The 16,612-nt window shown below is 71.3% G+C and carries 17 protein-coding genes, 1 tRNA gene and 1 pseudogene; 2 read left to right on the plus strand and 17 right to left on the minus strand.

Going from position 1 to position 16,612, the window contains the following annotated elements; genetic code table 11:
* Window positions 1-290: 290 nt before the first annotated feature.
* From ACZ434_RS28845 to ACZ434_RS28855, 3 genes are all read right to left on the minus strand, one after another.
* Window positions 291-1,256, minus strand: a complete 966-nt coding sequence (locus ACZ434_RS28845; RefSeq protein ID WP_468460926.1) for a DUF5926 family protein — start codon at window positions 1,254-1,256, stop codon at window positions 291-293.
* 239 nt (window positions 1,257-1,495) lie between these two features.
* Window positions 1,496-2,140 (minus strand): ATP-binding protein, encoded by a 645-nt coding sequence (locus tag ACZ434_RS28850; protein ID WP_468460928.1) that lies wholly within the window; start codon window positions 2,138-2,140, stop codon window positions 1,496-1,498.
* 177 nt (window positions 2,141-2,317) lie between these two features.
* A complete protein-coding gene (locus ACZ434_RS28855) occupies window positions 2,318-3,148 on the minus strand; it encodes a glycerophosphodiester phosphodiesterase (protein WP_468460930.1) in 831 nt (276 codons plus the stop codon).
* A gap of 289 nt (window positions 3,149-3,437) precedes the next feature.
* Here ACZ434_RS28855 and ACZ434_RS28860 point away from each other — a divergent pair, with 289 nt between their 5' ends.
* Both ACZ434_RS28860 and ACZ434_RS28865 read left to right on the plus strand, forming a co-directional pair.
* Window positions 3,438-4,934 (plus strand): S1C family serine protease, encoded by a 1,497-nt coding sequence (locus tag ACZ434_RS28860; protein WP_468460932.1) that lies wholly within the window; start codon window positions 3,438-3,440, stop codon window positions 4,932-4,934.
* A 64-nt stretch (window positions 4,935-4,998) separates the two neighbouring features.
* Window positions 4,999-5,085, plus strand: a tRNA-Ser gene (locus ACZ434_RS28865).
* A 141-nt stretch (window positions 5,086-5,226) separates the two neighbouring features.
* On the opposite strand, the gene ACZ434_RS28870 is transcribed toward ACZ434_RS28865, so the two are convergent.
* The 14 genes and pseudogenes from ACZ434_RS28870 to ACZ434_RS28935 all read right to left on the minus strand — a co-directional run bounded on the left by ACZ434_RS28870 (window position 5,227) and on the right by ACZ434_RS28935 (window position 16,353).
* Complete coding sequence (locus tag ACZ434_RS28870) at window positions 5,227-6,636, minus strand: tyrosine-type recombinase/integrase (protein WP_468460934.1); 1,410 nt, start codon at window positions 6,634-6,636, stop codon at window positions 5,227-5,229.
* 68 nt (window positions 6,637-6,704) lie between these two features.
* Entirely contained in the window at window positions 6,705-6,893 is a 189-nt protein-coding gene (locus ACZ434_RS28875) for a helix-turn-helix transcriptional regulator (protein WP_468460936.1), read from the minus strand.
* 462 nt (window positions 6,894-7,355) lie between these two features.
* Window positions 7,356-8,828, minus strand: coding sequence for an ATP-binding protein (locus ACZ434_RS28880; RefSeq protein WP_468460939.1), 1,473 nt, complete (start codon window positions 8,826-8,828; stop codon window positions 7,356-7,358).
* A 2-nt stretch (window positions 8,829-8,830) separates the two neighbouring features.
* Entirely contained in the window at window positions 8,831-9,682 is an 852-nt protein-coding gene (locus ACZ434_RS28885) for a bifunctional DNA primase/polymerase (RefSeq protein WP_468460941.1), read from the minus strand.
* Between the two features lie 88 nt (window positions 9,683-9,770).
* A complete protein-coding gene (locus ACZ434_RS28890; protein ID WP_468460943.1) occupies window positions 9,771-10,235 on the minus strand; it encodes a hypothetical protein in 465 nt (154 codons plus the stop codon).
* A gap of 208 nt (window positions 10,236-10,443) precedes the next feature.
* On the minus strand, window positions 10,444-12,573 hold the full coding sequence (locus tag ACZ434_RS28895) for an FtsK/SpoIIIE domain-containing protein (protein WP_468460945.1): 2,130 nt from the start codon (window positions 12,571-12,573) through the stop codon (window positions 10,444-10,446).
* Between the two features lie 95 nt (window positions 12,574-12,668).
* Window positions 12,669-12,875: a hypothetical protein gene (locus ACZ434_RS28900; RefSeq protein WP_468460947.1), complete on the minus strand. Its 207-nt coding sequence runs from the start codon at window positions 12,873-12,875 to the stop codon at window positions 12,669-12,671.
* Window positions 12,866-13,183: a hypothetical protein gene (locus ACZ434_RS28905; RefSeq protein WP_468460949.1), complete on the minus strand. Its 318-nt coding sequence runs from the start codon at window positions 13,181-13,183 to the stop codon at window positions 12,866-12,868. Before ACZ434_RS28905 ends, ACZ434_RS28900 begins: the two co-directional genes overlap by 10 nt.
* A gap of 30 nt (window positions 13,184-13,213) precedes the next feature.
* Window positions 13,214-13,399 (minus strand): hypothetical protein, encoded by a 186-nt coding sequence (locus ACZ434_RS28910; RefSeq protein WP_468461052.1) that lies wholly within the window; start codon window positions 13,397-13,399, stop codon window positions 13,214-13,216.
* Window positions 13,400-13,933: 534 nt separating this feature from the next.
* Window positions 13,934-14,356 (minus strand): annotated as a pseudogene (locus ACZ434_RS28915) (DNA cytosine methyltransferase); the annotation flags it as partial.
* Window positions 14,353-15,216 (minus strand): protein spdB, encoded by an 864-nt coding sequence (locus tag ACZ434_RS28920; protein WP_468460951.1) that lies wholly within the window; start codon window positions 15,214-15,216, stop codon window positions 14,353-14,355. The pseudogene ACZ434_RS28915 and the gene ACZ434_RS28920, both read right to left, overlap by 4 nt.
* On the minus strand, window positions 15,213-15,491 hold the full coding sequence (locus ACZ434_RS28925) for a DUF6303 family protein (RefSeq protein ID WP_468460953.1): 279 nt from the start codon (window positions 15,489-15,491) through the stop codon (window positions 15,213-15,215). The genes ACZ434_RS28920 and ACZ434_RS28925 overlap by 4 nt, the downstream gene beginning before the upstream one ends.
* Window positions 15,488-16,087, minus strand: coding sequence for a hypothetical protein (locus ACZ434_RS28930; RefSeq protein ID WP_468460955.1), 600 nt, complete (start codon window positions 16,085-16,087; stop codon window positions 15,488-15,490). The genes ACZ434_RS28925 and ACZ434_RS28930 overlap by 4 nt, the downstream gene beginning before the upstream one ends.
* Window positions 16,084-16,353, minus strand: a complete 270-nt coding sequence (locus tag ACZ434_RS28935) for a DUF6284 family protein (protein WP_468460957.1) — start codon at window positions 16,351-16,353, stop codon at window positions 16,084-16,086. The genes ACZ434_RS28930 and ACZ434_RS28935 overlap by 4 nt, the downstream gene beginning before the upstream one ends.
* Window positions 16,354-16,612: the final 259 nt, after the last annotated feature.

Raw genomic sequence — 16,612 nt, forward strand, 5'->3', positions numbered from 1 at the left:
GGCGAACCGGCGGGGATGTGAGCCCGGCGGGGCGGGAACGAGCGGTGGGCCACCGGTCGCACTGAGTGAACGGCGACCGGCACGCAAAGACCCGGTTGCTGGCGACGGGGGATGCACCAGCAACCGGGCTAATGGAACGGTAACAAGAGATCGGCGGTTCGCAAATTCGAACTCGGCTTTTCCGGTCACCGACTGGCTTGTCCGCGCGGGGAGTTACGCATGGGGCCGGTGAGGCGTGACCGGTGGTTCCGCCGGCCGGCCGCCGACGGGACCACCCGTACGCGGGCGCCTCAGTTGAGGGTGACCTGGCGGTTCGTCAGGCCACCGCGCGCGCGGCGCTCGTCGGCGGTGAGCGGCGCGTCCGCCGCCAGCGCGGCGGTGAGCCGCTCGGCGAACTCGGCGGCCGGCTTCTCCACGTCGTCGGCGCCGACCCCGCTGGGCAGGTCCCAGACCGGCACGGTGAGCCCGTGGGCGCGGAAGGAGCCCACGAGCCGGGTGCCCTCGCCGAGGGAGGACCGGCCCGCCGCGTGCAGCCGCGCGAGAGCGTCCAGAAGCTGCTCCTCGGGATACGGCATGACCCACCGCAGATGGTTCTTCTCGGGCGTCTCGCACCAGTACGCGGAGTCCACGCCCGACAGCTTGACGGTCGGGATGGCCGCGGCGTTGGCCCGCTCCAGCGAGGCGGTGACGTCCGGCGTGGCGTTCTCCGGGTCCGGCACCCAGAACTCGAACCCGCTGTGCACCACCGGCTCGAACGCGCCCTCCGGGTCCAGCAGATCCTGCAGCCGGGGGCCGTCGGCGGGCGAGCGGCGACCCTGCACCGGGGTGCCGGGGTCGGCGGTGAGCGCGCGCTGGAGGGTGTCGGCCAGATCGCGGCTGATGTCTCCGGAGGAGGTGTCGTTCTGCAGGCCGAGCAGGACCGAGCCGTCGTCGCGGCGCAGAGCCGGCCACGCCATCGGCAGCACCGTGGCCAGGGTCACCGACGGGACGCCCTCGGGCAGGCCGCCCTTGAGCGTCAGCTCGACGGTGGCGGCCGGCACCAGCTCGCGCAGCGCCACCCAGTCGCACTCGCCGGGCAGACCCTCGAACGGGCGGTGCACCAGCTCGGTCACGGCGTGCGCGGCTTCACGGCCGTGGCACGCCTTGTAGCGGCGGCCGCTGCCGCAGGGGCAGGGCTCGCGGGCGCCGACGACCGGGATCTGCCCGTCCGTGAGCTGCGGGCGCTTGGCCTTCGTCTGGGGTCGCTTCTTGGCCATCGTGGGTGTCTCCCGGTTACGGCTCGTCTCGTACGGGCGCGAGCCTAGCCGCTCGTGCCGCGGCCGACGGGAACCTGTGGACAACGTGCCGGGCTGTGGACACCCCACCGGAGCCGCCGAGCCCCGGACCGGGCCACGCACGGACCGGGCCACGCACGGTCCGGGTCACCTGCGGGCCGGGTCACCCACAGGTCGGGCCACCCACAGGCCAGATCACCTACAGCCGGAGCGGTCCGCTTTCAGTCCAGGTCGTCGAAGACGTCCGCGAAGTCCAGCCCGGTGATCCGGGAGACCGGCGGGGCCGTCACGCGCGCGGCGAAGTCCTCGCGCCGGTGCGCGGCCCCCGCGTCCGGGTCGTACACGTCGTCGTGGACGACGACCCACACCGTGACCTCACCCGGCACCTCGTCGCGCACGCCCCAGTCGTCGGCCAGGGCGGTGATGATGTTCAGCCCCCGGCCGCCGTGCGCCGTGACCGACGGGGTGGCCGGCGCCGGACGCGTCGGACCGCCGCCGTCCGTGACCTCGACGACGAGCCGGCCGCACGGGTCCACCCGCCACGCGGCACGCACGTCGCCGTCCCCGGCGAGCGCGTCGCCGAGTGGTCTGCCGTGCTTGCACGCATTGCTCAGCAACTCGGAAAGGATCAGTACGGCGTCGTCGATGACCGTGTCCGCCACGCCTCCGTCGCGCAACTGCGTGCGCATACGGTGCCTCGCCTTCCCCACGCCCGCAGGGCCATGGGAAACGGCCATGCTCGACGACGTGGGCACCTCCTGTGCCACCACCAACGCCACCCCCGAGACCTCCTTCGCCCCACGCCACGGTGTGGATGCCCCATTGGCCTGAACCGGAAACCGGCCAATCCATGAGGGGTGACGCACTCGAAACGATCGAATACGCACCGAACGCGCCGGAGCACTCCCTGTAGCCGTATGGCTGGATTTCTTCGGTGTGGCCGAGATGTGAGGATGCGCCCGTCCGGAGCGCGGGGTCAAGACACGTGCGTGGAGTTCCTGGGGCGGATGGGACGGAAGAGGCGGGAAGCGATCACCGTGCGGTCAGCGTCCGAGCCGGTCGAGCACCGCGCGGGGCCGGTTGGTGATGATGGCGTCCACGCCGAGGCTCACACAGAGGTCCACGTCACGCTCCTCGTCCACCGTCCACACGTGCACCTGGTGGCCGGCCTGCTTGAGGCGCTCGATGTACGCGGGGTGGCTGCGCGCGATGCGGATCGAGGGCCCCGCGATGCCCACACCGGCGGGCAGCCGCCCGTCACGCAGGCGCGGTGTGACGAACTGGGTCAGATGGACCGTGGGAAGCGTCGGCGACACGGCACGCACCCGGTGCAGCGACCGCGCGGAGAAGCTCATCACCCGCACCGTCGACTCCTCGGGGGCGGCGGGTGCGTCGAGCCCGAACCGCTTGAGCAGGACCAGCAGCCGCTCCTCCACCTGTCCCGCCCACCGCGTGGGGTGCTTCGTCTCGATCGCCAGCTCCACCCGGCGACCGGCGTCGGAGACGAGCTCCAGCAGCCGTTCCAGGGTGAGGACGGACGTGGCCTCCCGGTCCTCCGGGCGATGCTCCCAGTCGGGCTCCTCCACGCGCGGCCCTCCAGCGGGGTCGCGGCTCTTCCAGGAGCCGAAGTCCAGGGCGGCGAGATCGGAGAGCTCGAGCGCCGAGACCGCACCGCGCCCGTTGGACGTACGGTTGACCCGACGGTCGTGAACGCACACGAGATGTCCGTCGGCGGTCAGGCGCACATCGCATTCGAGCGCGTCCGCGCCATCCTCGATCGCCTTGCGGTACGCGGCGAGGGTGTGCTCGGGGGCGTCCTCGGAGGCCCCGCGGTGCGCGACGACTTGGGTCGGGTGCTGCCGTGCGTGGGTCACCGCGTCATGGTGCCACCGGGAACGGGTAGACGTGTGCCCGGAGTGGCGTGAACGGTGTCGACGTCCGGTCGGAGGCATCGGGTGGCGCGCCTTACGTGAGTAATGCCCTATATAAAGAATGACCCCGGACCCACAGGAACGGCTTATGGTGCCCTGACGGCCCGTGGGAAAAGCTGACGTCATACAAAGAGACGAGCACAGCTGCCTCGCGCCGGACCCGTGGACGTGCGTGAACGAGCGGGACCGAGTGCGACCGAGAAACAACAGCCGTGGATCGAGGAGAGAAGCTGTGAGCACCGAGAACGAGGGCACCGCGGTACCCCCCGCCCCGTCCGCACCGCCGCCCGCACCGGTGGACGCTCCCGCTGCTTCGGCGCACCAGGGCCCCCCGGCCCCGGGAGCGGCTCCGCATCCGGCCCCGGACGGTCAGGGACACGGCCCGCAGGCCCCCGTCGCGAACCACATGGACCACGGGAACCCCGACCCCGCGTCCCAGGGCGCACCGGGCGGCCACCCGGGCGGCACCGGAGCCCACTCCTCCTCCGCCCCCGACCCCTCCTGGCCCCCGCCCCCGCCGCCCTCCACGCCGTCGTTCGGCGACGGCGGTGCCGGACACGGACACGGAGGCGGCGGCTGGGGTTCCTCGTACCAGCCGCCGGCGCCGAAGAACGGCGGCGGGCGCGGCCGTATGGTCGCCGCGGTCCTGGCGGCCGCGCTGGTCGCGGGCGGCCTGGGCGGCGGCCTCGGCTACACGCTGGCCAGGGAGAACGACAGCAGCAGCTCGACGACCGTCTCGTCGTCCACCAGCGGCGGCAACGTGAAGCGCGACCCGGGCACGGTCGCCGCCGTGGCCGCCAAGGCACTGCCCAGCACGGTCACCATCGAGGCCGAGAGCAGCAGCGGCGAGGGCGGCACCGGCACCGGCTTCGTCTTCGACACCCAGGGCCACATCGTCACCAACAGCCATGTGGTGGCGGACGCCGTGGACGGCGGCAAGGTCTCGGCCACCTTCCCGAACGGCAAGAAGTACCAGGCGGAGGTCGTCGGTCACGCGCAGGGCTACGACGTCGCGGTCATCAAGCTCAACGACGCCCCCTCGGACCTGAAGCCGCTCACCCTCGGCAACTCCGACGACGTGGCCGTCGGCGACTCGACGATCGCCATCGGCGCGCCCTTCGGCCTGTCCAACACCGTGACGACGGGCATCATCAGCGCGAAGAACCGCCCGGTGGCCTCCAGTGACGGCGCCGGCAGCCAGGCCTCGTACATGAGCGCGCTGCAGACCGACGCGTCCATCAACCCGGGCAACTCCGGCGGCCCGCTGCTGGACGCGCAGGGCAACGTCATCGGCATCAACTCCGCGATCCAGTCCACCGGCAACGGCGGCTTCGGCACCGGGCAGGCCGGCTCCATCGGCCTGGGCTTCGCCATCCCGATCAACCAGGCCAAGTACGTCGCCCAGGAGCTGATCAAGACGGGCGAGCCGGTCTACGCCAAGATCGGCGCGTCGGTCTCCCTGGAGGAGACGGCGGGCGGCGCCAAGATCACCGAACAGGGCGCGGGCGGCTCCGAGCCCGTCGACCCGGGCGGCCCCGCCGACAAGGCCGGCCTCCAGCCCGGCGACGTCATCACCAAGCTCGACGACCGCGTCATCGACTCCGGCCCCACCCTGATCGGCGAGATCTGGACCCACAAGCCGGGCGACGAGGTCACCATCACCTACGAACGCGACGGCAAGCAGCACACCACGGAACTCACCCTGGGTTCCCGCGTAGGCGACAGCTGACCGCACCCGCACACCGCGAACCCGTTACCCTGGTCCCCGCGCCGCCGATCACCGGCAGGCGCGGGGAGGTGTGCCCGAGCGGCCGAAGGGAACGGTCTTGAAAACCGTCGTGGCAGCGATGTCACCGTGGGTTCAAATCCCACCGCCTCCGCGCAGGTCATAGACATTGCAGGTCAGAAGGGGTGCCCCGTCCGCCGGGGTACCCCTTCTGCATGGGTCCTGTCTCACCCTGTCCCGCCCGTATCCCACCGTTGACCAGTACGTATGGGCCATCTGTGGGCCAGGAACGGGCCTACTCCCCCTTGTTCAGTTCCTGCGCGATGAGCTGGTTGGAGCGCGACTGTTCGCCCCGCAGGATCTTGGCGTAGAAGCGGAACAGAACCGCGATGCTGTGGCCGGCGCGGCGGGCCACTTCTACGGGGTCCACCCCGGATTTGATCCACAGCGAGACTCCGGCGTGCCGTAGTGAGTAGGGCACTCCGGCGAGTGGCGTTGCCGCTTCCTCGGCCGAGAGGACAGCAGAACGGGCCCTCTCCCATAGGTCGCAGTACTCCGTGGAACGGACCCGCCCACCCTCGGCGGCGCGGAACAGCCGACCATCCGGCGCAGTGCCGTGCGTAGTGATGTGCTCCCGCAGCATCGTCACGAGGATCGGTGGAATGGGTACGGACCGCGTCGCGCCACGTGCCCGCCGCTTCAGACTGCGCGTCTCGTACGACGATCCGTCGTCAGTCCACCCGCCCCCGACTTCCGGCCGGCTCTCTCCCAACAGCAGCTCGCCCCACTGCTCTGCCGAGTCGTCCGATCCGGGCGGCAGAGTGCAGTCCGCGCGCTTGAGCGAGGCGATCTCAGCGGGGCGCATGGCCGCGTAGTACAGGCACCCGAAGAATGTCGCAAGGTGCTTGCCACGTGTCCCCGTGGCACGTACGGCGTCGATGAACGAGCGAGCCAGGGCGGGCCCTGGGACGTATCGGAAGTCGATTTCGTCGTCCGTCTCGGGTGGCGTCCAGTCGACGCGAGCAAGGGGGTTCGTGGAGAGCAAACCCTTTTCCTCGACTGTGTACCGGAGAAGGTTGCTCAGCACCATGCGCTTCCTACGCGCGGTGTTCTCAGCGGCCTTCCTGCCGTCCATCCGGAGCGAGAGGGCTTCCAGGGCAGGACGGAGAAGGGCGGGGTTCTCCAGGGCGTTCACCTTCATGGAGTGCTCGCGGATCCAGACCAGAGCGGCCCGAATCTCGGCCGGGGGCTCTTCGACCTCGTGCCGGGCGACCAGCCGTCCGGCGGGCCCGGGGACCGCACGAAACGCCCACTGGTAGAGAGCGGCCCGCAGCCTTTCGGGCTGCGGCGCACCGCGAGACGTCGTGACCAGGGCCGGGACTACCACCGCCAGGGCTTCGGCGATTCCGGCCCGGTGCTTGGCTGCGGCTCGCGGCCACTTCATCAGGGCGTACATGGTGGCGTGCTCGAACCAGGTGGGCGACGTGAGCGCGGCCAACTCCCGCGCGGGCAAACCGGTGTCCTCGTCGAACTGCTCGCGCTCGCGGAGCGCGGTCATCAGTTCCGACCGTCGGCCGTCAGCTTGCGGCTTGAGCTTGAAGCTTTTGGAGTGCGGGCGTGAACCGACGCGCCAACGCAGTTCGTAGGGCTTCTGGCGGTTGGCTCGCTTGCGGATGGACCAAATGTCTACGTCGTACGTGAGCATGCGTCTCCCATGAGGGAGGGCCTCGCCGTGCGGCGGGGCCCTCGGTTGATTGCTGGGCGTTCTTCGAGCTACGCGGCGCTCTCCTCGCAGTGCTCCCACCACGCGTCAAGGTCTCGCCGACTCACGCGAACCTGTCCGTTGGGGAGCTTGCGGATCCGGGGTGCCTGACCGCGTGCGCGCATGCGGTAGAAGGCGGCGCGGCTCATGCCGATCTCGGTGAGGACTTCGGGGAGCTTGAGCATCTGGGGATTGGCCATCAATGACTCCTCGACAGCCGAGGGTGCTCGGTCGGCTGTGGGTGCGTGTGTCCGAAGCGCGGATTTCTGCGTCATGTGCGTCACCTGCGTCATCCCGTACGCCTGACCTGCGCTCTCTGCATGACGCAGCGGTTTCGGTGTGCGTCATTGGCGCGTCATGGGCTGCGTCATCCCATGACGCAGATGACGCAGCATGACGCAGGCGCCGCCGTCTGCGTCATGCTTCCTTCCGCAGGCCAGGGGCTGTTTCTCTCGCCTGCATGACGCACATGACGCAGGGTTTCCCCTCTTAGGAAAAGGAGGGGGTGTTTGTGGTGGTGGGGTGCGGCTCAGGACTGAAGAAGGAGCCGCTTCGCGGCGCGTCCAGCGCAGGGCGGCGCTGCCGCCGAACAGCAAGAGGAGCACGCGCGGCCGGGGTGCTCCTCTTGCTTGTTCGCGGTGAGGGTCGCCGGGTGGTTCCGGTCAGAACGCCTGTTGCTGGTGCGGGGGCGTGGCCGGTGAGCGGCTGATCTCGATGTAGCGGCCCTCGTAGGTGCGGCCGGAGTCGATGAGGACGCCCCGGGCGGCGAGGGTGGGTTGCAGGCGCTTGAGGCGGTCGGAGAGGACTTTGCCGGTGGTCGGCCATCCCTTGGGCAGGGGGCGGTAGTCCTCGCCGGTGTAGAGGCGGGTGAAGTGGTGCAGCCACTCCGTGGACGTCATCCGCTGCCCCGGGCCCGGCTCGATGTCGGCGGCGTGCCGCAGGACGGTCTGCGCCAACAGGTCGCCCTCGATCACGTCGTCGTTGAGGTCGTCCAGGGCGGCCCGGTAGGCGGCGAGCGCCCCGAAACCGGTGGCGGCATCGAGCTGCGCGCACAGATGGGCGAAGTCCGCCATCCGCAGATCGGTCGGGGTCTCCGCGTCGACCGCACGGACCTTGACCGTGAGATCGAGCAGGGACCCGAGGACGACGGGCAGGGCTTCCGCGTACTCCGCCCACAGCTCCGCCTCGGTGCGCCGCACCCGCGGGCGTTCCAGCCGGAGCGGCAGGAGCCGTTCGGCGAGGTCGGGGCGGATGACTCCGACGTCGATGCCGGTGAGGAGCAGGGGCCGGCGGTAGCGGGCGCGGAAGACGTCCCCGTCGGTGAACAGGGCACGCTTGACGCTCTCGGCTCCGGTCACGATGCAGCACATCGCGTCGGACAGGTCGGGGGTCATGTGGGAGAGGTTGTCGAGCGCGGTGACCCATCCGGCGGCCACGGCCGCGATCAGGTTCTCCTCGTCCTTCGGCGCGCGGCGCAGGTCGCCGGTCATGCCTTCGATGATCCGGGTGAGCATCCGGCCGCCGGTGGACTTCCCCGCGCCCTGGGGACCGGTGAGGAACGGGGCGGGGACGGGCACGGACGGTTCGAGACAGCCGATCAGCCACGCGATGGCCAGGCACTCGGTCTCGGCGGTGGCGAAGTTGCACAAGCGGAGCAGCAGATCGATGCCCTTGCCGTCGGTGTCCCGGGCGGGCAGGGGCAGTTCCCCGGTGAGCTGGGTGCGCCGCCAGCACACCTCACGCGGGTCGGGAACGGTGATGTCCCACCCGGTGGAGTGGATACGGACCGATTGGCCGTCGGCTCGCCCCAGGTCCAGCCACGTTGCCCCGTCCGTCCCGGGGGCGACGCGGATGTGTACCGGTTGTACGTCCTCGGTCAGCGCGAGCGCTTCGATCAGATCGAGTGCTTCCTTGAGGGCGGTGCCGTTGAACACGCCGATGCCGTCCTTGAACAGCCCGACCATGAGTTCTTGCCGGTGGCTTCCGGTGGTGCCCTGGGAGCGGATCGGGCGGGCCACGGGGTGGCCGTTGCGCTGCGCGTACACGGTCCCGTCGGCAGTGCGGAAGTACCGGAAGTGCGCCTGCGCGTACTCGGTGATGATCTCGCGGGCGGGGGTCTTGTCGTCGTCGGACATGGTCACAGCCCCAACCGGGTACGGGCGTTGGCCCAGGCGTCGGTGCAGTGCCGGGCCGTTTCGCCCTTGGCCTGCGCGGCGGCGAACAGCCGGGCGACGTGGGTGTCGGTGAGGCAGCCGCACCGGCCGTGCCGGGACAGCACGGCGAGGAAGGTGCGGTACACGGCCGCGTGAACCGCGCTGGATGCCTCCGTGATGCGCTGCTCGGCCATGGCGACGCCCCGTTCCAGGAAGACGGGCGTGCGGTGCGGGCACTCCCCCTGACCGCCCCTCAGGAGCCCTGAGAGCGCCTGTGACGCCCTGGGGGCGGGAGACGGCTCCTTTACTGCCAAGGCCCGGACAGCGTCCGGGAGAGCGGCCATGGTGCCGGTGCCGGGTCCGAGCCAACGGGCGTAGGCCATGGTGGACTTGATGTCGACACCGGGGCGGACCGCGTTCACGGAGCGCATGGCGCCCCGGTAGATCCAGTGTTCGCCGCGCGTCGTCGGCACGGTCCGCGTGGCGGGCAGGGCGGTGCGAGCCCAGGCGATGGCGTCGGCGTCATCGAGGTCGAGGACGGTCAGTCCGGCGCCGCCGGGGTGGTAGGCGACGCACACCGCCTGCCGCCACGCCGCCGCCCACTCGGGGGAGACGATGACGGCGGGGTCGGTGGTGGCGGCGGCCCAGGCGTGGCAGACGCCGGGGCAGCGGCACGGGCCCGGGGTTCTCATGTTCGGCCGGCCGCCGCACGCGTTGTCCGCGCACGTCGTGCAGTTGCCGAAGGGGACCTTGCCCCGGCGCAGGGGCAGCACCGGGACGCCGGACGCTGCGAGACTCAGCGCCACGTGCTGCGGGTAGGGCGTGGGTTGCGTCATGCTGGGGTATCTCCAGTTCCTTGACGGGTTCTGGCAGGCAAGGGCGACCGCGAATCTTTGGCGAGAGGGGCGGTCGCCCTTGGCGTAGCTAGCCGTGGAAGTGGTTGCGTTTGATCACGGCCTTGCGGATGTTCACGGTCGTGCCGCCACGGTGGCCGCCTGCTCCGAGGACCTGGACGGCGATCCAGCCGCCGAAGATGACGGCGGCGAGGATGATGAGCTGGCCGATGAACGCGGTCAGGGCCGCGATGAACGAGGTGAGCAGCAACAGTCCGCCGCACACCGCGAGGAAGCCGACGCCCCCGAGGGCGACGTTCACCGCCGTCCGCGAGACGGCCGGCTTGGCCGCGACCGGGGCGGGCCGCGGGTGGTCGACGGCGTAGCCGGTGACGACACGTCCGTCGGGCAGGACGACGCTCGCCACCGCCGGAACGGTGCCCGGCTGCACCGGCACCACCGGCGTCGGCTGGACAGCGACGGGCGGGAGCGGGGTCGGGTAGTGGACTTCCACGGCCCGTTCGGCGGGCGCGCGGCCGGTGTGCTCGGGGTACATGCGGAATCCCTTCCGGGCATGGGTCAGGGAGGCAGCGGCGCCCCTTCCGGGGTGCCGTCGGAGGGGGTGTTCTGGGGGGTGTGACCTGCGTTCCTCCCTGCCTCCCTGAACGATCATTCGTGCAGGTCAGGGCGAGGGAGGCGGGTCAGGGAGGGGTTCAGGGAGTTCTCCCTGTCTCCCTGACCCGCAGTGGTTCGGCTCCCTGCCGTCAGTCGGCGGAAGCGGAACCGGTGGCGTCGCGGTCGGCGAGGGCGCGGGCGACGCGGTCGCGGGCAACGCACATGACGCCGTCGGACTTGTACGGCCCGGCGCCGGCGTCGTCCAGGACGCGCTTGAGGTCGAGGAACGACCACTCGCCATACGCGCCGGCGTTCCGCGCGGCGAGCCGCGCGAGGACGTCCTTGGTGCGGACGCGGGGCGCGTCGCCGATCACGGCGGCGATGTCGGCGAGCGGGTCATGTTCCTCGCTGCGGCCGATGGAGTGCAGGGTGGTCACCCCGTCCCGCAGGGCCTTGGCCCGGTCGGTGATGGCGGTGGCGGCGTCGTCGTCGATGTAGTGCGTGCGGACCGTGATGGACGACTGCCCGGCCGGGATGGTGATGCCGTCGGAGGCGACGACCAGGGTTCCGCGGTCCAGGCCGGGCCGGAGCAGGTTCGGGGCGGCGCCGCCGTCGACGGCCTTGTCCCCGAGCGCCATGCGGGCCTGCGACTCGGTGCCCAGGGCGAGGGAGGCGCGGGTGTGGGCGCCCTCGCGCACGAGCTTGGGCAGGTTCTCGTTCGTGGGGTCCTGCGTGCCCTGCCACATCAGCACGTTCACCGCACGGCCCTGGTTGTGGATCTTCCGCACGGCCATGAAGTACCGGCTGTTCGCCTTCGACCCGCCATACGGCCGCTTGTCGGCGTCCTTGGCCGGGCACATGAACGCCACCTGCGCCTCATCCACCAGCACGATGAGCGGCGGGAAGGTGGTGCCGGGCGGGGCCTGGATCCGGCGGTTCATCTCATCGACGGCGCCCTCAACCATCTCGGTCACCTCGATGACGTGCTCATCTGTCGGCCCCTGGATGAGCGTGGAGGCCAGGCCGTCGAACATGGCCCAGTCCCCGACGCCCTTGAGGTCGCCCATGAGGAACTGCACCGACCGGTCCAGCGACAGCCACAGGGCGAGCGAGCGCAGGGCCACGGTCTTGCCCTGGTTCGACAACCCGGTGATGAGCAGGTGCCGCTGGTAGAGGGACAGGGCGGCGGCGTCCCCGCGCAGGTCCTGTCCCCAGGGGGCTTTGCCTTTGGTGTAGTCGGCGGTCATCGTGTCGTCGGTGACCAGCGGCGACGGACCGATCGGCTCATCCAGCGCCCCCGAGTCGGCGACCCACAACCTGACGGTGCGGGCAGCCTGCGGGATGGTGATGAACACCTCGTGTTCGTGCCGGGTGAGGTTCTCGGCGAGCTTGCGGCGCTTGCCCTGCACCTCGTTCGTCGACACCCCCGAGGGAAGGGTGACGTCGACCTCGACACCGCATCCGGCGATGGTGATCGGCCCGAGCATGGAGGCGCCGGCGTCGCCCATCTCCTTGATGGCCCGTGCCAGGGCGGGGACTCCGAGGTCGCGCAGGGCCTTGACGACGATGGACGGCGTGATCGGCTCCCCCTCGCCGGTGCGGGCGTTGGCGGGGAGGGCCCACTGGGGTGCGGCGTGCTGCTTGCGGCCGACGGACCACAGGGCGAGCAGGGCGAGGAACGGGCCGATCGAGAGCAGCGGGCCCCACACCACCTGAACGATGCGGATCAGCAGCGCGATGAACTCGACCGTTGCCGACAGCGGGGTGACGACGTCCCCGGCGTCGCCCGTGCTGACGGCCATGACGACCCCGAGCGCGACCAGCGCACCGATTCCCATGCCGGTGCCGACGGCGACGCCCTTGGCCGCGTCCATGGGGGAGTGGAGAAGGTCCATGCGGCGGTGGTGGCGGGCGGCGCGGAAGCGCTGCAGCCGCTCCTCCCACTCCTCGGCGGCTTCCAGGTTCCCCGCGGCCTCGGCTGCGCGGATCATGCGCTCGTAGCGTGAGCCGGTGCGGCCGTCCCAGGTGCGGCGGGCCACGATCCGCCCGCCGTTGAACGTGTAGAGGCCGTGCCGGACCACGGCGCGGCCGGCGGCCCGGGTGCGCTCGTGCGTCACGGCGGTCTTCACGGCGCGGCCGGAGCGCACCCACAGCGGCACCGGCCGCGCGGGCGGCGCGTCCGGCACCACGGTGAGGGTGGTCACGGCCGCCGTGTCGACGGCGGCCGGTTCGGCGGGCAGTTCGGTGGTTTTGTGCAGGTGAACGACGTTGTCACCCATGACGGAACGTCTCCTGACTGCCCCCGGACGGGGCGACAAGACGAGAAGAAGAAGGGGGCGCCGACGTGGTGGGCGTCGGCGCCCGAGAGAGGGGGTCAGCGGCGGTGGCCGGCCTTGTGAGCGCGCAGACCCGCCTTGCAGGCCCGGCACTTACGCTCGGGCCCGTTACCGGCGACCGGGGCGGGGATCACGTCACCGCAGACGGCCCGGGTCACGCCGAACACCAGCGGCCCGCAGTCCGGGCAGTGAAAGTGCGAGATCAGGACGGGCGCCTTGCCGGTGCGCGGCATGCTCACCACCACCCCGACGCCTTCTTGGCGGCCTTGGCGCGGGCGGCCTCGTTGACGAGCCGCAGCCGCTCGCCGTGCAGGGCGGACAGTTCCGCGTTCAGCCGCGTCTCGGCGGCGCTGCTCGTGGACTCCATCTGCGTCTCGGCGCGGCCGGTGCTGCGGCCCCGCAGGGTGCGGTAGGTGCCACTGGCGGCGGCGCGGAGCATGGCGCGGCGCTCGTGGCCGGTCAGCGGCCACAACTCACCCTGGCGGACCGCTTCCAGCTTCTTGGTGGTGTGCCTGATCTCGCGGTCCAGGCGGCGCATGTCGGCGTTGCTCATGGTCGGCTACTCCTCGAGGTGTCGGGGTGGTCAGGCGGCATGTGCGGGGAGGGCGGCGGGCGCGAGGAAGCGGAGTGCGGCCACGGCCTGTTGGGGGACCACGCCGTTGCCCAGCGCCTTGAGCTGTGCGGAGCGGGACAGGCCGGGGACGGCGGTGACGTGCCCGGCGGGCAGTCCCATGAGCCATTCGACGAAGGCGGGGCTCAGCCGTCCCACAGCGTCAACTGGCCCGGGGGCGGGGCGCTGGATGACCGTTTCCCACCGCGCGACCGCTTCGGCGTACTGGCCCCACTCGACGGCTCCGCCGGGAACGCGCTCACCGCCGTCTCGGGCAGGTTCGCCGTGCCCGACCGCACGCGCCGGTCCGTCGCATCCGTGCGCGAGACCGCGCCCTTCGCGCCGTCCGTGGCCCGCGGGGTCGGCAGGAGCGAGCCCATCTCGGCGGCCAGGCTCTTGCCGTGCGTGCCCGCTTCCTGCGAGGGGCTGCGTTTGGTCTGCCGGTTCTCGTTCTCCGACGCACGCGGGGTGGGCAGCAGCGAGACGACGTGACGCAGGTTCATCCCGCCCTGCGCCGCGTGTCCGGCTCCGGTGTTCTCCGAGGTCGACGGGGTCGGCAGGAGCGAGGTGACGGCGGTCGGAAGCTGCCCGCGCTGCCCGCCGCCCTTGAAGTCCCGTGCTGCCGGCGTCGGCAGGCCAGGCGAGGACGAAGAGCCGCCTTCGCTGGTGAGCCGCTCCCACGTCAGATGCGCGAAGAGTGCACCACCGCGCATCGAACCCGAGGGCGGCAAGGTCTCCAAGCACGGTGTCGAATCCGAGAGAAAGGTGCCCTGCGACGTTCTCAAACACCGCGAGACGGGGTCGTAGAACCCCAAGGGCACGGGCGATGTCGGGCCAGATGTGCCGCTCATCAGCGGTTCCCTTCCTCTTGCCGGCGGAACTGAACGGCTGGCACGGATAGCCGCCCGTCACGATGTCGACCGGCTCCACCTCGTCCCAGGGGGCGGCGGTGACGTCCCCCAGGTTCTTCACCTGCGGGTAGCGGTGGGCCAGGATGCGGGCGGCCCCGGCGTCGTTGTCCGCAACCCAGGCCGGCGAGCCGCCGAAGACGGCCTGGACGGCCATGTCCAGGCCGCCGTAACCGGAGCAGAGCGAACCGATCCGTAACGACGTCATGCCACGACCCGCTTCCACGCCGCCCGAAGACGGACCTCGGAAGCGGAGTGCCCGGACGCACGGAACCGGGCAGCCATCTCCCGGTACGACAGAGCCGGGGTCTCGCTGTGCCGGATCTCGTCAACGACGACGTCCAGCGCCTCATCGGTGAGCGCCGGCGTGGCCTCCAACGAGCGGGCCGTGAGCGGCTCGATCGGCCCCCACACCGGCAGCTCCCACCGGGGCGTGACGCCGGGTGTGACGCGGGTCGTCACGCTGGTCAGAGCCCTGCCGGTGTCCTCACCCTGGCGGGCCGTCTCCAGCGTCGACCATGCCCCGGCGAGGGTGGCGGCGGTCTTGGCCTGGACGCGTGCGACGCGCGCCCCGGCTTCCGTCACGGCCGTCAGCCGCGTCTCCTCCGTGGCCGCCTCGGCACGCAGTCGGGCGCGGGCCACGGCCGCTTCGTCGCGCGCTTCCTGCTGAATCCCGCGGATCGCGTCCAGGGCGACCGGGGTGAGCGCGGTGCGCTCCCACAGGCCGTGCACGAGCCACAACGCTTTGGCCGCGATCGGCAGCCACGCCACGGCCAGCCACGCCCCGGCGGAATGCTCCGCGGTGAGCGCGTGCGCGACCAACACTCCGGTGGCCAGGAAGCCGAAGGACCAGCCGACGGCGGTCACGGCCCGGTTGTGGTCACCCTGGGCTGCGAGGCGGCGTTCGTAGGCGAGGGTGGCCAGCCATCCCCCGTCGATCCCGAGACCGACGACCACGGCGACTGGCCACGGCATGGCCGTGCCCAGCCACATCACCACCACCGCGAGGGTGAGGACCATGGACACGGCCGTCATGGCAACGGCCGGCAGTACGGTCTTGGCGCTCATACGGTGGCCCCTTCCTGCTCGCGCACGTCCACGGCCGCGATCAGGACGACCGGAGTGCTGTCATCGCCGTGCTTCTGGCTGTCCTCGATCCAGGACCACTCGGCACCGGGCGACACCTCGTAACCGAGGGAGGCCAGTGCCTCCCGGCGCTCCGCACCGGTGGGCACCGGGCCGGGCTCGAACCGGACGGTGGGCCACTCGGTCTCCCCGTACCGCACGACGTACAGGCGCCACGCGCTGTCGTCGCTCGCCATCTGCGCGGTCAGCGTCCTCACGCGGCACCTCGCTCGAACGAGGGGTTGACCAGGCCGGTCAGCGCGGCGATGTCGTTGCCCGTGAGGAGCGTGCGTTCGGTCATGGCGTGCGCCACGATGCGGACCTCGCGCCACAGGTGGCCGATCTTGCGGCGGGCCATGCCCCGGACCATCGCCCAGGACTTGCCGCCCGCGGGGACGTGGTCACGGGCCAGGCAGTAGCCGAACTTGGCCAGCGTGTCGATGGTCTGCTCACGGTCGTGGTCGGCCGTGCACGCCAGCGCACGCTCCGGGGTCCACAGCCCGTAGGCCATCAGGTAGCCCACCTGCGCGATCTCACCGGCCGCCGCCATCGCGGCGAAGTGCCACGGCGGCGTGTTCCTCGCCTCGTGCGCGGTGTTGCCGGTCAGTGCCCAGCCGCCCGGCTCCGGCTCCCAGGTGATCACCTCGGAGGTGATGACGCGCATTCCGTAGGCCATGGCGAGCACCGCGTGCCCGGCCTCGTGGAAGGCGATCCCGAGCCGCGCCGCCTCGTAGGGCAGCGGCATCTCGAACGCGGGCCGGGGGTTGCCGCGGTGGTCGTTCAAGAGCTCGGGGGCGGGTGCCGTGGCCATCATGCGGCACCACCCGGGAGGCTCGCGCCGGCGCTGCGGTTGAGCAGCGCGACCCGCGCGGTGAGGGCGCGGCGGCGGGCCCGGCGGATGCGGCGGATGTCCAGCTCGGTCGGCGTGCGGTCCAGCGTGGTGATGTGCGCGTCCAGCAGCTCGACGTCCGCCAGGATGACGGGCATCTCCTGCTCGATCGCGTCCAGCTCCGCGTTCGTCGGCTCCATGAAGTCCGCGAACGCGGTAACAACGTCCTGAACAGTGACGATGTGACTCATTGGGTCGTGTTCTCCCTTGCAGGTGGCAACGGCCCGAACAGAGCCCCCGGTGTTCCCGCACCGGGGGCTCACGCCGTTGAAGTCGGGCTCTCCGGCTCCCTGCCACTCCGGCCGTACGGACCCCGCTCCGAGAGCGGTCCCGGACGGCCGAAGGAGGCAACCGGCGCAGCGCTAGCCGCCGCGATTCGGTGGAACGTGACCGGCTGGCCGTGGCGCTCGTTCGCGCTCACGGACCGGGGGGGATGAAACGGCGCTGCCG

The sequence above is a fragment of the Streptomyces sp. NPDC030893 genome (assembly GCF_055571535.1).